Origin of the sequence: Massilia luteola, assembly GCF_034420155.1 — a bacterium.
In the GTDB taxonomy this organism is placed as follows: Bacteria; Pseudomonadota; Gammaproteobacteria; order Burkholderiales; family Burkholderiaceae_D; genus Telluria; species Telluria luteola.
Genome location: NZ_JAXOFN010000003.1, coordinates 270,600 through 294,771 on the forward strand (window position 1 = coordinate 270,600; position 24,172 = coordinate 294,771).

23 protein-coding genes are annotated in these 24,172 nt (G+C 67.7%); all 23 read right to left on the reverse strand.

Features of this window, described 5'->3' with window-relative positions; genetic code table 11:
• Window positions 1-43: 43 nt before the first annotated feature.
• Window positions 44-985, reverse strand: coding sequence for a TIM barrel protein (locus tag U9J41_RS06580; RefSeq protein WP_322401045.1), 942 nt, complete (start codon window positions 983-985; stop codon window positions 44-46).
• Entirely contained in the window at window positions 982-1,983 is a 1,002-nt protein-coding gene (locus tag U9J41_RS06585; RefSeq protein WP_322401046.1) for a fumarylacetoacetate hydrolase family protein, read from the reverse strand. The genes U9J41_RS06580 and U9J41_RS06585 overlap by 4 nt, the downstream gene beginning before the upstream one ends.
• Window positions 1,984-1,993: 10 nt before the next feature.
• Window positions 1,994-2,806 (reverse strand): cyclase family protein, encoded by an 813-nt coding sequence (locus U9J41_RS06590; protein ID WP_322401048.1) that lies wholly within the window; start codon window positions 2,804-2,806, stop codon window positions 1,994-1,996.
• Window positions 2,807-2,815: 9 nt separating this feature from the next.
• Window positions 2,816-3,946, reverse strand: a complete 1,131-nt coding sequence (locus tag U9J41_RS06595; RefSeq protein ID WP_322401050.1) for an FAD-dependent oxidoreductase — start codon at window positions 3,944-3,946, stop codon at window positions 2,816-2,818.
• A 1-nt stretch (window position 3,947) separates the two neighbouring features.
• A complete protein-coding gene (locus tag U9J41_RS06600) occupies window positions 3,948-4,277 on the reverse strand; it encodes a Rieske (2Fe-2S) protein (protein WP_322401052.1) in 330 nt (109 codons plus the stop codon).
• Window position 4,278: 1 nt separating this feature from the next.
• Window positions 4,279-5,223 (reverse strand): VOC family protein, encoded by a 945-nt coding sequence (locus U9J41_RS06605; protein ID WP_322401054.1) that lies wholly within the window; start codon window positions 5,221-5,223, stop codon window positions 4,279-4,281.
• Between the two features lie 28 nt (window positions 5,224-5,251).
• Complete coding sequence (locus U9J41_RS06610; protein WP_322401056.1) at window positions 5,252-6,412, reverse strand: alpha/beta hydrolase family protein; 1,161 nt, start codon at window positions 6,410-6,412, stop codon at window positions 5,252-5,254.
• Window positions 6,413-6,439: 27 nt separating this feature from the next.
• Complete coding sequence (locus U9J41_RS06615) at window positions 6,440-8,674, reverse strand: TonB-dependent receptor (protein ID WP_322401058.1); 2,235 nt, start codon at window positions 8,672-8,674, stop codon at window positions 6,440-6,442.
• Window positions 8,675-8,905: 231 nt separating this feature from the next.
• Window positions 8,906-10,063: a Gfo/Idh/MocA family protein gene (locus U9J41_RS06620; RefSeq protein WP_322401059.1), complete on the reverse strand. Its 1,158-nt coding sequence runs from the start codon at window positions 10,061-10,063 to the stop codon at window positions 8,906-8,908.
• A complete protein-coding gene (locus U9J41_RS06625; protein WP_322401061.1) occupies window positions 10,060-11,130 on the reverse strand; it encodes a sugar phosphate isomerase/epimerase family protein in 1,071 nt (356 codons plus the stop codon). The genes U9J41_RS06620 and U9J41_RS06625 overlap by 4 nt, the downstream gene beginning before the upstream one ends.
• An 8-nt stretch (window positions 11,131-11,138) precedes the next feature.
• Entirely contained in the window at window positions 11,139-11,519 is a 381-nt protein-coding gene (locus U9J41_RS06630; RefSeq protein ID WP_322401062.1) for a C-glycoside deglycosidase beta subunit domain-containing protein, read from the reverse strand.
• Window positions 11,520-11,529: 10 nt separating this feature from the next.
• Window positions 11,530-12,522, reverse strand: a complete 993-nt coding sequence (locus tag U9J41_RS06635) for a sugar phosphate isomerase/epimerase family protein (RefSeq protein ID WP_322401064.1) — start codon at window positions 12,520-12,522, stop codon at window positions 11,530-11,532.
• A 36-nt stretch (window positions 12,523-12,558) separates the two neighbouring features.
• On the reverse strand, window positions 12,559-13,773 hold the full coding sequence (locus U9J41_RS06640) for an MFS transporter (RefSeq protein ID WP_322401066.1): 1,215 nt from the start codon (window positions 13,771-13,773) through the stop codon (window positions 12,559-12,561).
• 130 nt (window positions 13,774-13,903) lie between these two features.
• Window positions 13,904-15,361 carry an MFS transporter gene (locus U9J41_RS06645; protein ID WP_322401067.1) on the reverse strand — a complete coding sequence of 486 codons (1,458 nt, stop codon included), beginning with the start codon at window positions 15,359-15,361 and terminating at the stop codon, window positions 13,904-13,906.
• 41 nt (window positions 15,362-15,402) lie between these two features.
• Window positions 15,403-16,314 carry a LysR family transcriptional regulator gene (locus U9J41_RS06650; RefSeq protein WP_322401069.1) on the reverse strand — a complete coding sequence of 304 codons (912 nt, stop codon included), beginning with the start codon at window positions 16,312-16,314 and terminating at the stop codon, window positions 15,403-15,405.
• A gap of 19 nt (window positions 16,315-16,333) precedes the next feature.
• Complete coding sequence (locus U9J41_RS06655) at window positions 16,334-17,104, reverse strand: TIM barrel protein (protein ID WP_322401071.1); 771 nt, start codon at window positions 17,102-17,104, stop codon at window positions 16,334-16,336.
• A 19-nt stretch (window positions 17,105-17,123) separates the two neighbouring features.
• Complete coding sequence (locus U9J41_RS06660; RefSeq protein ID WP_322401073.1) at window positions 17,124-18,338, reverse strand: MFS transporter; 1,215 nt, start codon at window positions 18,336-18,338, stop codon at window positions 17,124-17,126.
• A gap of 34 nt (window positions 18,339-18,372) precedes the next feature.
• Window positions 18,373-19,341, reverse strand: coding sequence for a sugar phosphate isomerase/epimerase family protein (locus U9J41_RS06665; RefSeq protein ID WP_322401075.1), 969 nt, complete (start codon window positions 19,339-19,341; stop codon window positions 18,373-18,375).
• A gap of 14 nt (window positions 19,342-19,355) precedes the next feature.
• Window positions 19,356-20,300 (reverse strand): sugar phosphate isomerase/epimerase family protein, encoded by a 945-nt coding sequence (locus U9J41_RS06670; RefSeq protein ID WP_322401077.1) that lies wholly within the window; start codon window positions 20,298-20,300, stop codon window positions 19,356-19,358.
• A 63-nt stretch (window positions 20,301-20,363) separates the two neighbouring features.
• A complete protein-coding gene (locus U9J41_RS06675) occupies window positions 20,364-21,011 on the reverse strand; it encodes a TetR/AcrR family transcriptional regulator (RefSeq protein ID WP_322401079.1) in 648 nt (215 codons plus the stop codon).
• 46 nt (window positions 21,012-21,057) lie between these two features.
• The gene (locus U9J41_RS06680) at window positions 21,058-22,755 is read right to left on the reverse strand and encodes a GMC family oxidoreductase (protein ID WP_322401080.1); all 1,698 of its coding nucleotides are present in this window, start codon (window positions 22,753-22,755) and stop codon (window positions 21,058-21,060) included.
• 19 nt (window positions 22,756-22,774) lie between these two features.
• Window positions 22,775-23,434 carry a gluconate 2-dehydrogenase subunit 3 family protein gene (locus tag U9J41_RS06685; protein WP_322401082.1) on the reverse strand — a complete coding sequence of 220 codons (660 nt, stop codon included), beginning with the start codon at window positions 23,432-23,434 and terminating at the stop codon, window positions 22,775-22,777.
• 85 nt (window positions 23,435-23,519) lie between these two features.
• Window positions 23,520-24,152 carry an NADPH-dependent FMN reductase gene (locus tag U9J41_RS06690; protein ID WP_322401083.1) on the reverse strand — a complete coding sequence of 211 codons (633 nt, stop codon included), beginning with the start codon at window positions 24,150-24,152 and terminating at the stop codon, window positions 23,520-23,522.
• Window positions 24,153-24,172: the final 20 nt, after the last annotated feature.

Sequence of the window (24,172 nt, forward strand, 5' to 3'; positions counted from 1 at the left end):
GCGCTGCTGCGCCGGCATCGGCAAGAAGGGACACTGCCAGTCGTCAGACGTCGATGATTTCAATGCATTTACGGAGGCTCGCGACCTTGTCGTTGCCGGCTGCCGGCGTCCATTCATGGCTGATGAAGCCGTCGAAGCCGAGGTCCGCGATGGTCCGTGCGATGAAGCGATAGTTCAGTTCCTGGGACTCGTCGATCTCGTTGCGGCCCGGCACCCCGCCCGTGTGAAAATGGCCGATCCACCGCATGTTCTTGCGCAGGAAGTTCGTGATATTGCCATCCATGAGTTGGGCGTGGTAGAGGTCGACGAGCAGTTTCACTCGCGGCGAATCGACTCTCGTCACCACGTCGAGCCCCCACGCCAGATGGTCGAACATGCTGCCGGGCGGGTCCGGCGGACCGCCGGGATGACCGCTGTTGATATTCTCCAGCACCAGCGTGACGCCGCGCGCCTCCGCATGGGCGCGCACGCGTTCGAGGAAATGGATGGCGTTGACCTGCCCCTCCCGGTATCCGATCCGGTCGCGTTCACCGCAGGTCAGGATAATCGAAGGGAACCCGTTCAGCGCGGCCGCGTCGATGCGGTCCCGCAACGCGGCTTCGAACTGGCCGTGCAAATCCGGCGTGCCGATCGCGTTCCAGCCCGGCGGACCTGCCGGCGGTCGTCCGGGCTTCGACGTCCCGCCCCCGAAGTCGACGCGCAGCAGCGAGACGATCAGTCCGTATTTTTTCAACACGGGCCAGTCGGCCGGATTGCTGGCGAAATCCAGGCCACGGATGCCGAGTGCGGCAGCCATCCGGCACGTGTCTTCGATCGCCGGCTCGAACAAGTGCGGTGTCAATCCCTGCTTCAGGCGCCCCCGCAAGGGCGGAAAGGACGGATACTCGGCGGCTAGTGCCCGTGCTGAAACCGGCAGCCGCACCGTCGCCGCCGCGACCGCGGCCACCGATGCGACAAAGCCGCGCCGCGTCAATCTTCCGTTCATTGCACGTCCTTGTCATTGCCCGGGTGCCGCACCACGGCCTGCGCGATTTCGCCGAACGGCACCTCGCCATCCGCCCCGCGCGCGCGCATGCGCACGTGGTCGCCGAAGCGCATGAACCCCGTCCGCGGCTCCCCATGGTCGATGATCTCGATGACGCGACGTTCGGCGATGCATGCCGAGCCGGCCGCGCGGTCCGCGTTCGACACCGTGCCGGAGCCGACGATCGTGCCGGCCCCGAGCCTGCGCGTACGGGCCGCGTGCGCGACCAGCTGGCCGAACCCGAAATTCATCTCGCGGCCGTTGGGACGTCCGAACGGCGCGCCATTCCACTCCACTTCCAGGTCGAGGTGGACGCGGCCCTCGCGCCACGCGTCGCCGAGTTCGTCCGGCGTCACGGCGACGGGCGCGAAACTCGTCGACGGCTTCGCCTGCAGGAAACCGAACCCGCTCTTCATTTCGCGCGGCCCCAGCGCACGCAGGCTCCAGTCGTTCAGCTGCACGACCAGGCGCACGGCCGCCAGCGCCTGCTCGGGTGTCGCGCCCATCGGGACGCGGTCGACGACGACACCGAACTCACCCTCGAAGTCGATGCCGAGCGACTCGTCCGGCAGCGGCACGGCGTCGTGCGGCCCGAGGAAATCATCGGATGCGCCCTGGTACATGACAGGAATCGTGTCGAAGTCGGGAATCGGCGGCGTGTTGAACGCGCGCTCCATCAGGCGACCGTGATTCAGGAACGCGGACGCGTCGCACCATTGGAACGTGCGGGGCAGCGGGGCCATGCAGCGGGCCGGTTCGAAATCGAACGCGCCCGGCGCCCGGCCCTCGTTCAGCATGTCGGACAGCTGTTGCAACGCCGTCGCCGTGCTGCCCCAGCGGTCGAGCGCCATCAGCAGGTTGGGCGAGATCGTGCCGGCATCGACGGCGCGGCGCAGGTCGCGCGACACCACCATCAGCCGGCCATCCGGCGATCCGTCGCGGTAGGTGGCAAGCTTCATCGCGCCCGCCTCATTTGCGCGGCAACGCCAGCAGGGCGTCGTCGACGATGGCCACCGCGCGCGTCCAGCCGGCCGATCCCGCGCGGACCTTGTGCGGGAAGCACGACACGTAAAAGCCATGGCCCGGCAGCGCTTCCAGGTTGTGCAGCTTCTCCAGGTGGCAGTAGCCGATGTCGCGGCCCGCCTTGTGGCCTTCCCAGATCAGCGACATGTCGCCCGTCTCGGCGATCTTCTTCGCCGTGTACGAGAACGGGGCGTCCCAGCTCCACGCGTCGGTCCCGGTGAGCCGCACGCCGCGCTCCAGCAGGTACATCGTAGCCTCGTAGCCCATCCCGCATCCGGCCGACACGTAGTCGTTGTGGCCATAGCGGCTGCCGGCGCGCGTGTTGACCATCACGATGTCCAGCGGCTGCAGATCGTGGCCGATCCGCTGCAATTCCGCTTCCACGTCGGCGGCAGTCGCCACGTAGCCGTCCGGGAAATGGCGAAAGTCCAGCTTGACGCCCGGCTGGAAGCACCATTCGAGCGGCACCTCGTCGATCGTGATCGAGCGCTTCTTCTCGCCCGTCTTCGCATCCATCGTCGAGTGGAAGTGATACGGTGCGTCCAGATGGGTGCCGCTGTGCGTGGTCATCGTGACCCACTCCGCAGCGGCGGCTTCGCCGTCCGGATAATCGGCCGGCGACGTGCCGGGGATCATTGCCATGAATTCGTGCAGCGTGTCCTGATGCTTCTGGTAGGTGATCTTCGGCGCCAGCGGCGGCGGATCGGACAGCACTTCGTTCTCGAGATAGATCGACAGGTCGATGAATTGGCGGGTCATGGTGTCTCCTCAGATGGGCGCCGCGAGCGCGGCCAGCGTCGCGCGCATGATGCGGGCATGTTCTTCCTTGTCGCCGCCGGCGATCTCGATCTCGCCCAGGCGGCTTGAATTCTGCACGACCATGCGGCAGCGCTCCCAGCGCCGCGTCAGGTAACGGTCCAGCGCCTGGTCGACGCTGCCGGCGCGCGCCAGCTCGTCGGCCAGCACGAGCGCGTCCTCGATGCCGATGCAGGCGCCGGACGCCATGTGCGGCGTCGTCGCGTGCACCGCGTCGCCGATCAGCGCGACCCTGCCCTTGTACCAGGGGCTGGGCATCAAGAGGCTTTCCAGCGGGCGGAAGATGATCTGCGAGCCCTCGTTCAGCTGGGCGCGCACGCGCTGCAGGCGTGGATCGGGGAACGGCGCCAGCAGCGCCTTCACGCGCGCCAGGAATTCGGACGGATCGATGAAGTCGTTCGTTGCACGGTCTTCCGTCACGAACAGATACATCGCGTCGTTCGACACGGGATTCAGGCCGGGCTTGACCTTCGGCCCCAGCCACATCATCGTGCCGTTGATGTCCGCCGGCAGCGGCAGCACGGCGCGCCAGACGCCCTGGCCGCTGTACCGCGGCTTCGGCGCGTCCGGAAAGACCGCTTCGCGCACCGTCGAATACAGGCCGTCGGCGCCGATCACGAGGTCGTAGCGGGACGTGGAACCGTCCGTGAACGTCACGTCCACGCCGCCGGAGTCCTGCGCGATCGCCCTAAACGTGCAGCCGAGGCGCACGTTCGCGCCGGACGCGCGCGTCGCATCGGCCAGGATACGCGCCAGCACGGGGCGCAGGATGGCGCCGTTGCCGGGAATGTCGGGGCCGGCCAGGCGCGGCGTCGGCAATTCCGCGACCTTCTGCCCCGTCGGGACGAACACCTCGACGCCATCGGATGCCGCGCCTTCGGCGAGGAACGCATCGATCACGCCGAGCTGGGCGAGCGCGCGCATCGTCGCGCCGCCCAGGCTGATGCCGGCGCCGTACGAACGCCAGCCGGGGTCGATCTCGACCAGATCGACGTCGATGTCCCGCTTGCGCAGCGCGATCGCCGCGGCCATGCCGGAAAAACCGCCGCCGACGATGAGTACTCTGGTGACTGGGGCTGCCATGTCATGTCTCCTGAAGATGAATGTGGTCGCCGCGGACGACGATGAGGACGGGCTGCAGACGCTGTCCCAGGCACGGCCCGAGCGTGCACACCCCTGTTTCGATGTCGAACTGGGCACCGTGTGCCGCGCACACGATGCGGTCGCCCGCGGCGTTCAGATAGGCGTCCTTGCGCCATGCCAGCGGCGTGCCGCCGTGGTGCGGGCAGGCGTCGCGCCAGCCGTGTACTCGTGCGCCGCGGCGCACCAGGAGCACGGTGTCCTGGCCGGTCCGGCGCGGATCGAAGCCGCGCGACCGACCGTCCGCCAGGTCGTCGAGGCGGCACAGGAACACGTCAGTGCCTTTCGCCCGCGCCCGCCGCACCCGGCGGCGGTCCGCCCGGCGCCCATTTATCGCGCTGCTGGAACAGGAACAGCTGCGACGCGTCGGCGCTCATCGGCGCGGCGCGTGCGGTCCACGCGTCGTCGTGCAGGTCCATGTCGGCGTCGTACTCGACGTGGCAGCCCAGCGGGCTGTTGAAGTACCAGAACCAGTTCGATCCCATTTTATGGCGGCCCGGCCCCCAGAACGACTGATAGCCCTTGTTCACGAAACGCGTCCCGGCCTGGAGGACTTCCGTCGGACCGCCCATGTGGAACGTGAAGTGCTCGCACCCCTTCATGAACGGCGGCGTCTGGATGAGGAACAGCGTGTGATGGTCGTCCGTCCCCGCCGGCTTCAGGAACGGCCCCGCGCCCAGCAGGCGGTCGGTGCACGCGAAACCGAGGCGCTCGACGTAGAACGCCTCCGCCTTCGCGGCGTCGGGCACGAAGTACACGACGTGCGACAGCGTGCGCGGCAGCGCCGGCGCGTGCTCGTCGACGGCCGTGTGGTTCAGCGGCCGGTTCGGCGCGCCCGGCGCGTTGACGGCTTCCGCCGGCAGGTCGAGCTGACGGCGCACCGTCACCTGGAAACCGAGCACGAAGCCCATGTCGTCGACGGCTTCGATGCTGCCGTCGTCCAGCCTGCGCACGGCGCGGTCGCGCGCCAGCTCGGCCGCAATCGCCTCCAGCGCCTGGGCGTCGGCCACGCCATAGATGGTCTTGCGCAGCATGCTGGCCGTGCCGAGACCCGCGGGCAGCGATGCGTCATCCTGGTGCTTCACGACGATCGCCGTGCCGTCGAGCGCTTCGAAACGCCCGCCGTCGACCGGCCGCAGGCCGTAGTCGGCCAGGTATTGGGCGCAGGCGGCGACGTCGTCGACGCCGAAGACCAGCGCATCGGGTCCAATGATGTTCATGTGATTCTCTCTGTCGATGATGGCGGAATTACAGGGCGGTGCGGCCGCCCAGGTGTTCGGCAACCCAGTCGGCGATGTACGCGCCCGCGTTGGCCGAGTTGTCGAAACTCGAGTGCTGCACACCGCCCTCGCGCTCGGTGAACACCTTCAGCTCGCGCCCTGGGCTGTTCACCAGTTGTTCGTAGGTGCGCTCGGCCCAGTGCAGCGGGATCTGCGAATCCTTTTCGCCGTGGGTGACGAGGAAGGGCACCTTGATGCGGTCGAGGATGCCGTCGAGGTGCACGTTCTCCGCGATGCGCATGAAGTCGTCCATGTCCTTCGCGCCCCACACCCAGCGCACGTGTTCCCAGTAATGCGGCACGGGGAAGCTGCCCTCCTTCGCGAGGCGCTTCTTCTGGACGTCGCGCCAGTCGTGGTTCGCGCCCCACACGACGCCGAGCGCAAAGCGCGGTTCGAACGCGACGGCGCGCGGGCAATAGTAGCCGCCCAGCGACACACCTTCGAGCCCGATGCGCTCTGCATCGACGTCGCCCCGCGTCTCGAGCCAGTCGACCACCCTGCTCGCCCAGCGCTCGCTGTCGTGGACCGCATGCATGCCGTGCAGGCGCAGCGCCTCGCCGGTGCCCGGCTGGTCGATCACGAGGGACGCGACGCCGCGCTTCGCGAGCCAGGCCGGCAGGCCGACGCGGTATTTCATCTCCTTCGTCGAATCGAGGCCGTTGACCTGGACGAGGATCGGCGTGCGACCCTCGACGTTGTCGGCGCGGACGAACAAGCCCGAGATATGGGCGTCGCCGTACGGGATCTCGACACGCTCGCAGTGTTCGCCCGACAGCCTGACGCCGCGTGCGAACACCTCGAGAAACCGTTTATACAGTTCGGTCCGGCCAGGTGCCCCATGCGCCTGCAGCCGCTCCGCGGTCAGCAGGTAAATGGCGGCGCGGTTGTACTTGTCGCCGGCGGAAATCAGGCGGCCGCGTGCCTCGTCTTCCTCGGCCAGGCCGCACAGCTTGTCGGCCATGCGCGCCCAGGTTTCGCGAAACGCCTTCGTGCCGGCGGCGTCGGGCTGCTTCGCCGCGTCCTGCAACGGTGCGCACATCGCTTCGATCTCGCCGATGCGGGCACCCATCTCGATCGCCAGGTCGACGGAGAGGTTCCAGACGTAATTGGTGGGGAAATACTTGAACATGGGAGTCTCGTTGACGAATTCAGACAATCAGAAGTTGTAGCCGACGCGGACACCGTAGGTGCGTGGATCGCTGATGAAGAAGCCGCCCGGCACGCGGCTCTCGATCTTGATCGTGTCCTCGATGTTGCGCACGTAGGCCTGTACGGTCCAGTGGCCGCCGCCGTCCGTGTACACGACGGATGCGTCGGACTTGTGCGTGGCCGGCTGGCGGTAGCGCACGTTCGCGGCCAGGTCGCTGATCAGGTAGGCGCTCATGAAGTGCGTGCCGATCGTCGCTGCGACGTCGCCGCCGTTGGCGACGGCAAAATGGTGCGTGTAGCCGATGTTGGCGGTCGTCGTCGGGGCACGGTCGAGATGCTGGCCGGAATAGTCCACGGTCGCCGACGGCTTGTAGTTCTTGAACTGGGCGTCCGTGAACGACAGCGAACCCCGCAACTCCCCGTCATCGCCGATGCGGACCTTGCCTTCCAGCTCGATGCCGTCGACCTTCGAGTTCGCGGCGTTCACCGTGTACGAATCGCAGGTGCTGGGGTCGTTCGTTCGGCATGACGTGGTCGTCAGCTGCTGGTCCTTGTAGTCGTAGTGGAATGCACTCGCCGCCAGCTGGAGCATGTTGTCGAGGAAGCGGCCCTTGACGCCCGCCTCGTAGGCGCGCAGCGTCTCCGGCTTGTAGGCGCCCGCGGCCTTGGCGCTGTTGAAGCCGCCCGCCTTGTACCCGGTCGACACGTTCGCGTACACCATGACGTTGCGCATCAGGTCATGATCCAGGCCGACTTTCCAGCTGGTGTTCCGGAACCTCACATCCGCCGTATAGGCCTGCGCGCTCTGGGTCTCCCCCGGCGCAGCCGCGGCGCCGCCCAGCGGATCGTCGCCCGTCTTGCGGTCGCGCGTGCCGCGCAGGCCCAGCGTCAGACGGGTGTCCGGACGCAGGTCGTACGTGAGCTGCCCGAACGCCGCGTTGGACTTGTTCGTGATGACGGAGTTGAACGGCTGGGTGACGGTGAAGCTGCCGAACGGCGCCGTGATGAAGGTGTTGAACGTCGAGTCGCGGTGGATCGTCTCGTTGAAATAGTACAGGCCCGCCACCCAACGCAACGGCCCGGTCCCGGTCGAATTGAAACGCAGCTCGTGCGACAGCGCGCGGCTGTCGCCCGACAGCGGATTGGTGAACGGGAAGCCGAAATAGATACCATTGTTCACCTGGTCCAGGTACAGGCGCATGCTGGCCAGCTGGTAGGTCATGTCGACGGCACCGATGCGCGTCTTGAACTCGCCGCGGAAGGAATCGGCGCGGTTGTCGCGATGGGCGTTGGCGTCCTGCTTGAAGAGCGCGCCGGCCGTGCGCTGCGCGTCCGAGCCGCGGTCGACGTAGACCGGATTCTGGATGTTGTTGCCGGTGCCGGCCGGCGAGAACGGCAGGTTTTCGACCAGGGTGCCGGTGAAGAAATTCGTGTTCGGCACCGGCGACGGGGGACCGCCCTGGATCTTGCTCGATTCCGCCGTCAGCAACAGGCTCGTGTCGGCATCGAATTTGCCGAGCAGGTGGACGCGGGCCGACTTGTCGTCCTGGCTCTCCAGTTGCACATGGTTCGGGCCAGGCTTCAGGTAGGTGTCGTGCTTGTTCGTGTTGACGGCCGCGCGCAGTGCCCACATGCCGTTGATCGGGACGTTGATCACGCCGTCGAGGCGACGCGTGTTGTAGTTGCCGACGTCCACGCCCACGCTGCCTTCCAGCTTGTTGGTCGGCTTGTTCGTGATCAGGTTGATCGCGCCGGCCGTCGCATTGCGGCCGTACAGCGTGCCTTGCGGACCGCGCAGCACCTCGATGCGGTCCAGGTCGAAGAAGGCGGCGGCCTGCGCCTCGTAGCGCGGCACGTAGGCGCCGTCGATGTGAAAGGCGGCGGACGGGTCGCCCTTCTCCGTCATGTCCAGGCTCGTCACGCCGCGGATGGCCACCTGCAGCATGCCGCTCTCTTTCGAAATTTCCACGTTCGGCAGGAGCTCGGCCATCGAACGGGCATCGGTGACGCCGGCGTCCTTCAGGTCTTCCCCGGACATCACGGACAGCGCCACCGGGGTCTTGCTGGCGGGTTGCGCGATCTTTTGCGCGGTAATGATCACTTCGGCGATGCCCTTCGACTTCACGGGGACGGCGGCCGGGGTGGCGGCGTCACCGGCCTGGGCGAACGCGGTGCCTGCCGCCGAGAGGTAACCGATTGCGAACAGGGATTGCGCGACGGCGGACAGCGTGGGGCTCTTCATGGTTTGTCTCCTGATTGTCCGGCAGTTCTGTGGGCTGCCGTGGGCTGATGTCTTGCGAAAATATTAGGCGTGTTGTCCGGTTTTCCAAAACTCAAAATATCGATTCGAGCTATCGATGCGGTGGATACGCGTGCCGCGACGTATCGACTGCGCCACCGAAGACGGATCCCGTCGGGACGTGTGGAAGCACCGGGCACCCATGTGTCCGGGCTTCCGTCCGACAGGTTGAAATCAGCTCTGCAGCAGCGCCAGCCAGGCTCCGCCTTCGCAGGACGACGCCTGCACCGTCTCGATGAACAGGACGCCACGCAGGCCGTCGTCGATGGTCGGGAACCATGCCTCGTCCATGCCTGCGCCGCCGATCCCCGCGCGCCGCGCCAGCAGGTGATGCGCGACGTCGCCGTACAAGGCGGCGAAGGCCTCGATATAGCCTTCCGTGTGGCCGGCCGGCACGCGGCTCATGCGCCGCGCGGCCGCATGCGTACCGGGGCCGCCCCGTTCGACGATCCGGGTGGGTTCGCCCAGCGGCGTCCACAGCAATTCGTTGGGTTGCTGCTGGCGCCATTCGAGGCCGCCCTTGCTGCCGAACACGCGGATGCGCAGATCGTTCGCGTGGCCGGGCGCGACCTGGCTCGCCCACAGCATGCCGCGCGCACCGCCGGCGTAGCGCAGCAGCACCTGCACATCGTCGTCGATGGCGCGGCCCGGTACGAACGTATTCAGCTGCGCGCACAGCGATTCGACCGGCCGTCCGACGATCGTGTCGGCCAGCTGCCACGCGTGCGAACCGATGTCGCCGATGGCGCCGCCGCCCGCGCGCGCGGGGTCGGTCCGCCACTCGGCCTGTTTCTGGCCCGTCTGTTCCAGCGGTTCCGCCAGCCAGTCCTGGGCGTATTCGACCTGCACGACGCGGATGTCGCCAAGCGCCCCTTCGCGCACCATCGCGCGCGCCTGGCGCACCATCGGATACGCCGAGTAGTTGTGCGTGACGGCGAACAGGAGTCCGCGTTCGCGCGCCAGCGCCTGCAGCGCACGCGCATCGTCGCTGGTGGTGGTCACCGGCTTGTCGCAGATGACGTGCATGTCCGCTTCCAGGAACGCGCGGGCTACCGGCGCATGCATGTGGTTCGGCGTGACGATGACGACGGCTTCGATGCCGTCGTCGCGTGCGGCTTCCGCGCGCGCCATGTGCGCATAGTCGGCATAGACGCGCGCCGGATCCAGGTCCAGCGCCTGGCCGGAGCGGCGCGAGGTCTCGGCGTTCGACGAGAACGCGCCGGCCACGAGCTCGTAGCGGTTGTCCAGCCACGCGGCGTGGCGATGCACGGCGCCGATGAACGCGCCCTCACCGCCGCCGACCATCCCGAGGCGGATGCGCCCGGCGCTCATGCCGCGTCTCCCGCGATGCCCAGCATGCGCGCGATGCGCGACGCGTCGGCGGCGGCGCCCGCGAAATCGTCGAACGCCTTGTCCGTCACACGGATGATGTGATCGCGGATGAAACGCGCGCCCTCCTCCGCACCCTGCTCCGGATGCTTCAGGCAGCACTCCCATTCGAGCACGGCCCAGCCGGGAAAGTCATACTGCGCGAGCTTGCCGAAGATGGCTTTGAAATCGACCTGGCCGTCGCCCAGCGAACGGAAACGTCCGGCGCGGTCGACCCACGGCTGGTAGCCCGAGTAGACGCCCTGGCGTGCATCCGGCCGGAACTCGGCGTCCTTCACGTGCACCACCTTGATGCGCTCGTGGTAGCGGTCGATGAAGCCGAGGTAATCCAGTTGCTGCAGCAGGAAATGCGACGGATCGTAGGCGATGTTCAGGCGCGGGTGGTGATCGACGCGCTCCAGCAGCATCTCGAACGTGGCGCCGTCGAACAGGTCTTCGCCCGGATGCAGCTCGAACGCGAGGTCCACGCCGGCGTCGTCGTAGGCGTCGAGGATCGGGCGCCAACGCCGCGCCAGTTCGTCGAACGCGGTCTCGATCAGGCCCGCCGGGCGCTGCGGCCACGGGTACAGGAACGGCCAGGCCAGGGATCCGGAAAAGCTGATCGACGCCGACAGGCCGAGGTTCCTCGATGCATTGGCGGCGAGGTGCATCTGCTCGACAGCCCATTGCTGGCGCGCCGCCGGCTTGCCGCGCAATGCGGGCGGCGCGAAGCCGTCGAACGCCTCGTCGTACGCCGGATGCACGGCCACGAGCTGCCCCTGCAGGTGCGTGCTGAGCTCCGTGATCGCAACGCCGCTTTCCGCCGCGATGCCGGCGATCTCGTCGCAATAGGTCTTGCTCCCGGCCGCGCGCGCCAGGTCGAACAGGCGGCGGTCGTTCGACGGGACCTGCACGCCCTTGTAACCGAGGCTGCCGGCCCAGCGCGTGATCGCCTTCCAGTCGTCGAACGGCGCCGCGTCGGCGGCGAATTGGGCGAGGAAGATGGCGGGTCCCTTGATCGTCGTGGCCATGCCGCCTCCTACGCGCCGAGCGCGAGTTCGGTGGTGCAGGATGTCACCGGGCTCCACGGCAGGTACGAAATCCGCAGCTGCACCGCCGCCGTGACGGTGTGCCGGCCCGGCGCAAGGCCGCCCGGACGGCGCACGGAGAGCTCGGCCACTTCGCCGAATTCCCAGCGCTCGTCGTAGGTCGTCTCCAGTTCGTCCAGCGTCCACGTCTTGCCGCGTACCGTGAAGCGCAAGTCGGCGCGCGCGACCTGTTCGCCGTCCACCGTCAGCGCGATGTCCTCCACGGCCGAGAGTACCTGGCCGCGGTAGTAAGGCAGGCGCACGCCGACGCGCCAGCCGGCGCTCCCGTCGTTGCGCAGCGAATCCGGATAGATGATGTGTTTGTCGTACATGCCGCTCTCCTCAAACCGTTTCGCCAAGAAGGCGCTTGAACATCTCTTGCTGCCGCCGCACCTGCTCGCGCCCATCCACCTCGAACGCATCCTCGATGTGGCGCTGGCCCTCGTATTCGCTGGACAGGTGGCCGTCGTAGCCGCCTTCGATCAGCACGGGGATGATCTCGTCGTACGGGATCGCCGGCTCCTTGCCCGTCTCGTCGATTTCGTAGAACTTGGCGTGGATATTGAAAATCCACGGCATGAATTCGAGCATACGGCGCGGATTGCTCCAGATGTTGTGACGCAGGGTCTCGGCCATCTGCAGGTCGACGGGGTTGCCGCCCATCTTGCGCACGTCCATGATGACGTAGTCCGGCAGCACGCGCGCCTCGTGGGCCTGCAGGATGAATTCGACGATCCTGGGCGTTGCGCCCATGCGCAGGAAGCGGTCGCGGAAGATCGGCGGATAGTGCTTGATGTACATGCCCATGTCCGGGACATAGCCGACGTGGCTCGAGCCGGTGGCGCGCGTCAGTTCCGTGTAGCGCAGGATCCACGGGTGGTCGAAGTGGAACGGCGAATGCACTTCGATGCCCATGCGGATGTCGAGCTTCTCCGCCAGCGGCACGCACGCGACGACCACTTCCGGCGGCGTGTTGACGATCAGGCGCAGCGTCCTGCAGCCGATGCGCTTGGCGAAATGCAGGTCGCGCTCCAGCGATGCGACCATCTCTTCGAGATTCAGGCGGCGGTCCTTGTACAGCTTGATGTCCATGAACATGTCGTGGCATTGGGCGTACGCGCCGTGACGTTCGAGCGACGCGAACCAGGCGTCGATCTCGGTCTGCGGAACGTTCGGAAAGCGGGTAAACGATTGCTCGCTGACGACTTCGATGCCGCGCGCGCCGAGGCCGGCGGCGTGGGCGATGCAATCGTCGAGCGTCATCTTGCGCAGGAAGGTCTCGTACTGGTAACTGTACAGCGAGACGCCTCGCTTGATGCGATGCTTGGTGGTCATGGGGTCCTCGGTGTGGATCGAAAGGAAATGGACGGTTCAAACGCCCGGTTGTGGACCGGCCGAACGCGTGGCCCGGACATGCAGCAGGCAGGCGCCGACGGCGCACGCCGCCGCGACGAGGCCGAACGCCAGGAACGCGCCCTGCAGGTTGCCGACGGACGCGCGCATCACGTTGACGACGGCCGGCGACAGGAATTGCGCGACGAAGAACGAGCTGGCCCACCAGCCCATGCCGCGGCCCCGGTGCTCGAACGAGAATTTGCTCTGGGCCCAGGCGATCAGTGCCGGCACGATGATGCCGTTGGCCAGCTGCTGGACGAAGGCGAACGCCAGCGCGACCTTGTAGTCGGGCGCCAGGCCGATGCCCGACAGGCCGATCGCATAGCCCAGGAACACGAGGAAGATCTGGCTGCCGGCACCGAAGCGGGTCGTCAGCTTGAACACGATGGCGCCCAGCGGCACGCCGATGCTCGGCAGCGCCATCGACAGGCCGATCGATTTCGGATCGCTGACGCCGAGGTCCTTCAGCAGGACGGAAAAATTGATGACCTGAACATAATAGATCGTCGACAGCAGCACGGTCACGCCGGCCACCATGAGGGCGACGGCATAGGGGAACGGCGTCGCGGTGGCGGCCGGCTGGGCGGCGCCGCCCTTCCGGCGCGGCGCCGGCTCGAACAGGAAGGCGATGCCGGCCAGCAGGATGGGAATCGCGACGGCGTACACGAGGAACGGATATTGCCAGCCCTGCGCCGCCAGGAAGCCGGAGCAGGCGATCGTCACGGTGCCGAGCACGGATCCAACCACGCCCTGGATCATCAGCCAGCGGTGGCGGGCCTTTTCTTCGAAGTAGTCGGCGAGCAGCGTGTTGACGACGGTGAGCACGCCCGCCTCGCCGAAGCCGATCACGAAGCGGCCGGCGACGACGGCCCAGAAGTTGTCGATGAAGAACGGGACGAGTCCGCCGGCGCCGTAAAACGCCATCGACCACAGCAACAGCGGACGGCGGCCGAAGCGGTCGGCGATCACGCCCGCACCGGGCGCGAACAGTGCGATACATGCGCTGGGCGCCGTGATCAGCAGGGGCACCATCAAGCCCGGGTTGGGCACGTCGCGGAAGTGGCCCAGCAGCGTCGGCAGCGTCGGCGCCAGCGCGATGATGGCCATCACCGGCAGGAAACCGGAGATCACGAGGATCCAGCCCTGGCGCCAGTCGGCCTGTCGTGGTTGGGAAAGGGAATTGCTGCTCATTGCGTGTCTCCTTGTCATTGCCGCGGCTGGCTTGCCGCACCTGTCTTACGCAGGAATTAGAACCAGAATTATGATATCGACTTCCACAGGTTTTCCAAAGCAAAAGTTTCTGCGATTGTTTGGATAGCAGCTATCCACCTGCTGGATAGGCAGATGCCCTGCCCAGGCGCACCGCGCCGAGCGTGCCCATGAACAACAAACTCAGCAGCAGCGGCAGCACAAACAGGTATGCGTGCTGGTACGCCGCGGCGCTGGCGCCGTCGAGCCCGCGGAAGAACACGAGACCCGCCAGCGCGACGCCGACCGCCGCGGCGACCTGCTGCACCGTCGTCAGCAGGCCGGCGGCGACGCCGGCATCGGAGACGGGCACGTCGCGCAGCGTGGCGTTGGACAACTGCGGTCCGCACAAGCCCAGACCGATGCCCATGCCGAACTGGGCGAGCACGAGCAGCGGCCACGACAGCCCGCCACGCAGCGCCAACGCGGACATGCACAGGCTCGCCGCCGAGGCCGCGATCCCGACCGGCAGCGTGCGCAGGCCGATGCGGCGGTTGAGCCGGGGCCCCAGCAAGGTAATCCCCGCCATCGCCCCCATCGCGATCGGCGCGCAGGCGTATGCCATCTGCGCGGCGGAGAGTCCCCGCCCCGTCTGCAGCACGAAGGTCAGCACGAGCAGGTAGCCGGGCATGACCGGATTGATGCACAGGGTGCACAGCAGACCGAGCGCGACCTTGCGCCGCCGAAACAGCGCCGGATCGACGAGCGCGTCGCCATGGCGGGCCTGGCGCGCGCGCAGGTAGCGCCACGTCGCCCAGCCCAGCGGCACCGTACCGGCCAGCATCAGCACGAGTCCCGGCGGCCAGCCGCGCGACGGCCCTTCGATCAGGGGCGTCAGCAAGGCGAACAACGACAGGACCGACAGCGCGGCGCCACGCAGGTCGACGGCGACGGCGTTGACGCCCCGCCCCGGCGGCAGGAGCACGGCGCCGGCCGCCAGGCTCAGGAGGCCGATCGGCAGGTTGATGAGGAACGTGAGGCGCCAGCCCAGGCCGAGCCAGTTCGCGTCGATCAACAGCCCGCCCACGATGGGCCCCAGCGCGGCCGAGAAGCCGCCCAGGAAACCGAACACGGTATAGACCTTGTAGCGCTCGTCCGGCGGATACATCACCTGCACCAGCGCCATCACCTGCGGCACCATCAGCGCGGCGCCCGCACCTTGCAGCAAGCGCGCGACCTGCAGGCTCGGCGTGTCGGGCGCCAGGCCGCAGGCGACGGACGTCGCCGTGAACGCCGCGATCCCGATCAGGAACATGCGCCGGTAGCCATGGCTGTCGCCAAGCCGGCCACCGACGATCAGCAGGACCGCGAACGACGTGGCGTAGCCGGCGACGATCCATTCGAGGGCGGCCCTGGATGCATGCAGGGTCGAGCCGATGGACGGCACGGCGACGTTGACGATGGTCGTATCGAGCAGGTCGATCACGAACGCGAGGGCGACAGCCACCAGCGCCAGCGTGCGGCGCCGGTGGCTATAGGACGCGGCGGCATGGTGAGCGCTGCCCTCCGCGCTCGAAACGGCTTCATTCATTCTTGGTCTCGCAGGATGTCGGCGCGCGCGGCGCCGTGGGTTCAAACGTGGCGGGCGACGTCGACGACGACGTCGCGCAGCCAGCGGATGGCGGGGTCGTTGTTGCGGTGCCGGTGCCATTGCAGCGACTGCACGAGGCGCGGGATGCGCGGCGGCGGTTCCCACAGCTTGATGGGCAGGGTCGCCTGCGCACGCTGCGCGATGCGGCGGTGGACCGTCGCGATGCGGTCCGTGCCCACGACGAGCGACGGCAGTCCGGTCATCGTCGGCGCCGTGACCTCCACGCGGCGCTTGACGTCGTAGCTCTCGATGAACCAGCCGTCCAGGGTCGGCAGCGGATTCGGGCTGGAGAACGTCGGGATCACGTGGCCGCACGACAGGTAGTCGTCGAACGTCAGCCCGTCGCGGATACGGCTGTGCCCCTCCCACGTCACGCACAGGTAGTCTTCCTCGAACAGCACGGCGGACGGATGTTCCTTCGCCAGGTATTGCGACGGGATCACGAGGAAGTCGGCGTCGCCCTGCTCCAGCACCTCGGCCGGCTGGCGGTCGTACTGGTGGCGCAGGCTCACCCGTACGCCGGGCGCCTGGCGGTACAGGGCTTCCAGCAGCGGCGGCACCAGCACGGCCATCGTGTAGTCCGACACGATGATCGTGAACGTGCGCGTCTCGGTGGTCGGGTCGAACTGCGGCTGCGTCGCGATCGTGCTGTCGATGCGCATCAGCACCTCGCGCACCGGCTCGACGAGTTCCTTCGCGCGCGGGGTCAGCACGAGCTGGCGCCCCGAGCTGACGAGCAGTTCGTCGTTGAAGTAGTCGCGCAGGCGGGCGAGCGCGCTGCTCGTGGCCGACTGGCTCAGGAAGATCTTCTCCGCCGCGCGGCTGATGTTGCACTCGGTGAGGAGCGCGTTCAGCACGACCAGCAGGTTCAGGTCCAGTTTATTGAATCGCATCGCGCACCGCCGTCCCTCGTTATGCCAGGCCCAGCGCGCGCCGGGTCAGCGCCAGCGACGCCGCGTCGTCCACGCCGGGGAAATATTCCAGGCCGATCGCGCCGGCGTAGCCATGTGCGCGCAGTACGTCCATCACGCCGCGCCAGTCGATGGTGCCGGTGCCCGGCTCGTGCCGGCCCGGCGTGTCGGCCACCTGGACGTGCGCGACGTAGCGCATGCGGTCGCCGATGGCGCCGGCCAGGTCTTCGTTCGTCTGCGCCGCGTGGTACACGTCCGCCAGCAGGCGCAGGCCCGGGCTGTCCACCGCGGCGACGATGTCGAGTCCGCGCGCGACAGTGTCGACGAACATGCGCTGGCCGTTCAGCAGCATGTACACGGGTTCCAGCCACAGCACGGTGCCGGCGGCGTGCGCCATGTCCGCCGCGCGGCGCAACACGCGCACGGCGGCGTCGAACTGGTCCTGCTCCGGCACGTCCGGCCGCGTGAAGCCGGACGCCACCACCATGCCGGCGCCGGGGAAGCGCTGCGCGACGGGGATCGCATCGGCCACGGCGGCAAGCACCGCGTCGTGGTCGCCCGGGTCGACGAGGCTGCGGCGTGGCTCGACGCAAAAGCTCACGAGGCGCACGCCGGTGTCGTCGAGCGCCGCTTCGATCGCGTCGAGGTCCTTCTCGCGCCACAGGTGGAACTCGACGCCGGGGACGCCGGCCGCATGCGCGGCGCGGATGCGCGACGCGAGGTCGTCGCCCGCGCTGGTGAACATCCATTCGATACAGGCTGCAAATTGCATGGTCATCTTTCTGGTCGATTCATGGTTGGATACGCGGCCGCGCCAGCGCGGACGCGGCGAGCAGCGCGGCGGCGACGAGACACACCACGCCGATGGCGGCCACGCTCGCGAGGAAGGTGCCGGCCGCCGCGCCGATCAGGGTCAGCAGCGGCGCACTGAGGAACTGCCCGAGGAAGAACGAACCGCCCCACAGGCCCATGCCGCGGCCGCGGTGCTCGAAGCGGTAGTGCGTGAGTGCCCACGCGATCAGCGCCGGCAGCAGCAGGCCGCCGCCGACCTGGCCCAGCGCGTCGAGCGGCAGGCCGACCGACGCGCCCGGCGCCCACGCCACGCCGACGTAGCACACGCCGTACAAGGCCATGCTGGCCGCCAGCCGCAGCGCGATGGGCACGCCGGACAGGCGCTTGAACAGATAGCCGCCGGCGACCGTGCCCAGGCTCGCGATGGTCACGAGCACGCTGATGCGCTCCGGCGACGCGACGCCCATGTCGGCGAAAATGCGCCCGTGCTGCACGGCCTGCACGAAGAACACCATCGAGAACAGCACGGTGACACCGCACACGAACAGCGTCGGGCGCCAGGGGAAGCCGGCGGCGCCCGCCGCGCCGGCCGCGGCGGCCGCATGGTCGCGTTGCGGCTCCCAGCAGGCGTACCACGCCAGCGCGAACACGCCCAGCCCGACGAGATACAGGAGGAACGGATACCGCCAGTGCACGCCCGCCAGCATGCCGCCGGCGAGGATGATCGCGGAACCGATCAGCGGCGACAGCATGTTCTGGTAGCCCAGCCACTTGTCGCGTTGCGCGCCCTCGAAGTAATCGCCCATCAGCGCGTTGCCCACCGTGAGGATCGCGGCTTCCGCCACGCCGACGATCACCCGGCTGGCGACGATCAGCAGCAGGCTGTCGAACAGCAGCGGCGCGAGGCCGAGCAGCGCGAACGCGAGCAGCGCCAGGAGCAGCAGGTTGCGTCGTCCGAACCGGTCCGCCAGCATGCCGGTGAAGCCCGACGTCAGCGCCACGCACAGCGACGGCACCGTGATGATCATCGGGACGAGCAGCTGGAAATGCGGCACGTTCGAGAACTGCTGGAACAGCTGCGGCAGGCCGGGCACGAGCGCGGACAGCGCCAGCGACGGCATGTTCACGATGGCCATCAGGGCGATGCCCTGCGCGCGGCCGCCGTGGCGGCGCGGCACGGCGCCGGCGAGCGGCGGCGCGGCGGGTGACGACATGGAAGTGGTTTGCACGGCGTTGCTTTCGCGCAGGTCAGTCGAAGCAGCGGTCCAGCACGTGCCGGCGGTACCAGCTGTTGAGCATCATCCCCGTCGCGATCGGCGCCGGACCCTTGTCGCTTTCGACGATGATCCAGCCGGCGTAGCCCAGCTCGCGCATCGCGGCCAGCAGCGCCGGGAAGTCGACCAGCCCCGTGCCCATCTCGCCGAACCAGCGCTGGATGCCGCGTTCGCCGCCCGCCGCGATGAGCGCGCGCTCGGCGTTCTGCAGCCTGTATTCGTCCAGCGTATCGACCGCCAGCGCATCCTTGAACTGGACGTGCCAGACGCGCTCGTGGAAGCGCCGGTACAGCGCGACGACGTCGTGGCCCGCGATCGTCAGTTCGGCCGTGTCGAAGCACAGACCGACGTTGTCGCGGTCACAGAGCGCCATCAATCGCTCGAGCTCCTCGGCCGTGCGCAGCGCGGACAGCGCGTCCACGTGCAGCACGGTCTTCAGGCCCAGTGCGGCCGTCATCGCGCCGACCGCGTTCCAGCAGTCGGCCGCGGCGGCGATACGTTCCGGCGTCAACCCGCCTTCCTTCCACCACGACGGGAACGGCCGCACGACGAGGCAGTCGCCGTTCAGCTCGGACAGCATCTCCGCGTGCACGCGGGCCTGCGCAACGATGCGCGCGTGGTCCGCCGGCTGGGTGCTCATCAGGCCGAAGTGCAGCTCCTCGAAGCTCATCACGGTCGGGTCGAAGAAGGTGCTGGCCACGTGGTGGATGCCCCAATCCTTCAGCTTCAGGCGGAAATGGTCGGCCGAGCCGAAGTTGATCGCGATGTTTTCCGGGCGCCCGATCGGGTCCCAGCGGCCGCTGCCCGCGTTGAGTTCCACGGCATCGAAGCCGCACGCTGCCGTGACCTTGAAGGCGCGCTCGATTTCTTCCGGGCGCGCGAAGCTCGTGAAGCCGGCCTTCCACTGGTTCAGGGCATAGCCCCATTTGATCTGTTTTTGCATGGTGATCGTCCGCTTCAGGCGTAGATTTTCTTGAGAACGTGCTGGATGTACCAGGCGGACAACGCGGTGCTTTCCGGGTAGTTGCCGCCGCCGACGTCGGCCTTGTCGTGCTCCACGCCGACCCACCCTTCATAGCCGCGGTCCTTCATCGCGGCCATCAGCGCGGGGAAGTCGACGAGGCCGCCCGGCACGCCCATCTCGTGGAACCAGCGCGGCGTCGTGGGCGCCATCACCTCGGCATCGGGCTTGCGGCGGTAGTCGCCGGTCAGGTCGACGTGCAGCGTGTCCTTCATGTGGAAGCCGCCGCAGCGGTCGGCCAGCTCGAGGTACAGGTCGACCGGGTCGACGCCGGCGATCACGTGCTGCGCCGTGTCGCAGTAAAAGAAGACGTAGCGCGGATCCGTCCACTCGTAGAACTTGCGCAGCTGTTCGGCCGTGCGGATACCGCAGAAGAACTCGTGGTGGCAGCAGGTCTTGACGCCATACTTTTGCGTCATTGCGCCGACGCGGTTCCACAGTTCGGCGCAGGCGCGGATCTTGTCGTCCGTGACCGGTTCGACGTCGTAGTACAACCCCGCCGGCATCACGATGAAGTTCTCCACGCCGAGGCCCTGGCTGGAGCGCATGATGTATTCGGCGTAGTTGACGATGTGGTCGTGCGTGGAACGGACATGCGGCGCGCTCTGGCGCTCGTCGTACATCACGGCGTGGAACAGGCTCAGGACCTTGTCGATGCCGCGCGACTGCATGAACGCACGCGCGTTCTCGAGGGTGCCGAACAGTTCGCGCAGCGGGCCGAGGTGGAAGTCGAACGTCTCGATCGCTTCGAAGCCGAGGGCCGCGACCTGCTTCAGGAAATCGTCGAAGCGCTGCACGGAGGTGTATTGCGACAGCTGGCCCTGCGGCGTATCGATGCGCCAATGGTCCATATAGGCCCAGCGGAGTTTGTTGGTCGTCATTTTAGAATAATAATTCTGGTTATATTCAGGTTCAAAAAGAGGGCGGCAACATACCGCCCTCGTTCAGCGTTCCGGCACGAACAGCAGGTACGCGAGCATCATGTCGCTCAGGTCTTCCAGCAGTTCCTCCCAGCCGCGCGCTTCGCCCTTGCCGCCGAAGCTGTCGAGGCCGAGGAAGCGGGCCTGGGTCGCATAGATCAGCAGCATGCTCGCCTCGATCGCGCGCGCCGGGTGCGGATGCCGGATCTCGGCGCGGCACGCTTCGACGAGGCGGATGAACTTGGCGTGGTTCTGCTCGGCGGATTTCTTCCCGGCCGCGCCGATGACCTCGTCGACGGCGCCGCGCAACATGAACGAGCGCAGCACGCTGGCGTTCTCCTTCAGCAGGTTGCCGAGGCCCGCCACGACGGCCGGCACCACCTGCGCGAGGCCGTGCGCCTTCGCCGCGATGCGCTGCGCCTCCTCGGTGAACGCCTGGTCCAGGCGTTCGAAGAAACGCACCTGCACGGCGCGCAGCAGTTCGTCCTTGCCGGTCACGCGGCCGTACAGCGCGCCGGTCGAGACGCCGGCCAGCTGGCAGATCTCGGCCAGCGTGATCTGGTCGTAGGACCGTTCGCGCAGCAGGTCGATGGTCGCCTCGATGATGCGGTCGAACGATTGCCGGCTGCGGCCCTGCTTGGGCGCCCGGGCGTGGGCGGTTGCGCTCTCCATGGATGTCGTCGTGGTCAGTGATGGTAAAGGCGGATTCTAGCAGGCATCACAGCGCACCCGCTTTCAGCTGGGCGACGGCGTAGTCGGCCGCGCGCGCCGTCAGCGCCATATACGTCAGCGACGGGTTCACCGTGCCGGACGACGCCATCGCGGCGCCGTCCGTGACGAAGAGATTGGGCACGCCGTGCACCTGGTTGTGCGCGTTCAGCACGGATTCCGCCGGGTCGTGGCCCATGCGCGCGCCGCCCATCTCGTGGATGGAGACGCCGGGGATGGCCCGCACGGGAATCGTCACGACGTGCTTCGCACCGGCCGCGACGAGCATCTGCTCCGCCTGTTTCACGGCGTCGAGCTTCATGCGCCGCTCGTTCTCGCCGTACGCGACGTCGAAGCTCAGTTGCGGCAGGCCGAAGCCGCCCCGCTTGTTCTCGTTCAGCACGACGCGGTTGTCCTTCTGCGGCAGCTGTTCGCAGAACGCGCCGAGGAACGCGATCCACTTGCCGGGCCGCGCGATCCGGTGCTTCATCTCCGCGCCGAAGCCGTCCGTCTGCGCCGCCGTATTCGTCCAGTCGTCGCGCATGGCGCCGCCCTGGTAGCCGTAGCCGCGCGTGAAATCGGCGTCCGTGTCCTGGCCGCCGATGTTGCGGAAGCGCGGCACGAGGATGCCGGTCGGGCGGCGGCCGCTGTAGTTGCGGTCGTCGAAGCCGGGAATCTCGGCGAACGCCCCGACGCCCGCGTGGTCGACGAGGTAGCGGCCCAGCACGTCGCTGTGGTTGCCGATGCCGTTCGGATGCGCCGCGCTCTTCGACTGCAGCAGGATCTGCACGGTGCCGTAGGTCGACGCGTTCAGGAAGACCACCTTCGCACCGAAGCGCAGGCGCTCGCCGGTCTTCGCGTCGATCACGCGCACGCCGGTCGCCTTGTTCGTCCGCGGGTCGACGTCGATCGCTTCCACGACGCTGTCGGTGCGGATCGTCAACAGGCCCGTCTTCTGCGCGGCCGGCAACGTGGAGCTCAACGAGCTGAAATACGCGCCGAACGAACAGCCGCGGTTGCAGATCGCGCGCCGCTGGCAACGGCCACGTTCGCCGTCGATCGCCTCGGACAGGTTGGCGACGCGGCCGATGGTCACCCGCCGGTCGGTCCAGCGGGATTCCACGGTGCGTTTCAGGTGCTTTTCCAGCGCCGTCATCTCGAACGGCGGCAGGTAGTGCCCGTCCGGGAAGTTCTCCAGCCCTTCCGGCGCACCGCTCACGCCGATGAATTTTTCCACGTGCGTGTACCACGGCGCCAGGTCGGCGTAGCGGATGGGCCAATCGTTGCCATGGCCGTCGCGCTTGTTCTGCAGGAAGTCGTCCGGCCCCCATCGATACGATTGGCGGCCCCAGGTCAGCGAGCGCCCGCCCAGCACGTCGGTGCGGTGCCAGCGGAACGGTTTCACCTGTTCGTACGGGTTCTTGCGGTCGTTGATCCAGTATTGACGGTTGGCCCAGCTGAAGGCGCCGCGCTCGATCTTGCTCTGGATTTCGTATTCGCGGGCGTCCAGCTCCCGGTCCGGCAAGCCCTGCATGGGCGCCTGCCACGGCGCCGTGAATTCGTGGATATAGCCCTTCTGGTGTTCCAGCGGCTTGCCGCGTTCGAGCATGAGGACCTTCAGGCCCTTCTCGGTCAGTTCCTTCGCCGCCCAGCCGCCGGTGATGCCGGAGCCGATCACGATCGCGTCGAATTCGGTCGTTTGGTTCATGGTTGTCCTTTCGCGCGGATCAGATGACGTTCTGGTATGGCCAGGTCTTGATGTCGACGTCGCCGTCGAACCGGCCCGGCACGGCCACGTAGCGCAGCTCTTTCGTGCTGCCGACCTCGGACGTGAAATAGCCGTAGACGACGAGGTCGCGCAGGCGCAGGTAGAACGGCGCCTGCGGGTCCTCGATGCGGGCGGCCAGCTCGAACGTGTGGCCGTCGTATGGGCTCGATGCGCGCAGTGCCTGCAGGATCTCGGTCGCCTGCGCCGGCGTGCAGGCCGCGAACCCGCGGCGGTAGCGCTGCTGCGCGCGCTTGTCCAGGTCCGCGAGGCCGGCGCGGAACTGCGCCAGTTCCTCGGGCGTCATCCATGCCTTGGCCAGCGCATCGATAAAATGCGGCACGCCCGCGGCGACGGCGCCCGGCGTATCCGTCACCGGCACGATGGCGTCGGCCGCCACGGTCAGGATCTTGAGTTCCGGTTGCGTGAATCCGGCGTTGTGCGGTCGCGCCGCTGCGCCGGCGGCCTGCAGGGCCGCGGCGGCCGACGCCGGGGTCCAGGCGCCGGCGACCGCGGCGCCGGCCAGCAATGCGCCCAGCACTGCCCGGCGCGCGGGGTTCGCGGGGTGTGCTTCTGCGCCCCGCTCCGCCTGCGCGTGCAGGCGTATTGTGTCGATCTTCATCCTTGTCTGTCTCCGCGTGAACACGTTATTTGTTCTCGGCGACGCAGCGTGGCGCGCCGTATTTTCGATCAGGATAGCACAGCTTTTATAACTGTAATTCTGATTTTTTATTGCGCTGTACAAAGACGCCTGCCGGGTTGACGACCTGCTCCGCCAGCAGCTTCAGGCTGGCGCCGACCTGGGCATCCAGGCATTGGCCCTGGGCGTCGAACAGCTTGACGCCAGCCGTATTGAGCGTGACGCCCAACGGGGTTGGCCAGCCGCGCAGCGCGTGGACGATCGAGCGCAGCGCGCCGAGCGTCGTGTTACAGCCTTGCCAGCCGGCCGCCGTGACGATGCAGCCGACCGGCATGCCGTCCAGGTAAACCCGGTCGTCCGCGCGCAGGTCTTCGAGCAGGTCGATGGCGTTCTTGACGAGACCGGAGACGCCGCCGTGGTAGCCGGGCGACGCGAAGATCACGGCATCGGCGCGGCGCACGGCATCGACGATGGCGCGCTGCGCGGGACTGCGCTCGCGCCGTTCGGGCGAGAACACGTCGAGCGTGCTGAGGGCTTCGCCGCCGAACAGCTGCGTGCGCGCGCCCAGCTCCTCCGCGTGATTCAGCGCGGCGCGCAGCGCGCTCTCCGTGCTGGAACCGGGGCGGGTCGTGCCGCCGATGCCGACGATGAAGGGGCGGTCGTCGTGCCGGACCGCGTGGTGGATGTCGATGGCGTTCATGGTTGTCTCCTGGTGGAAGC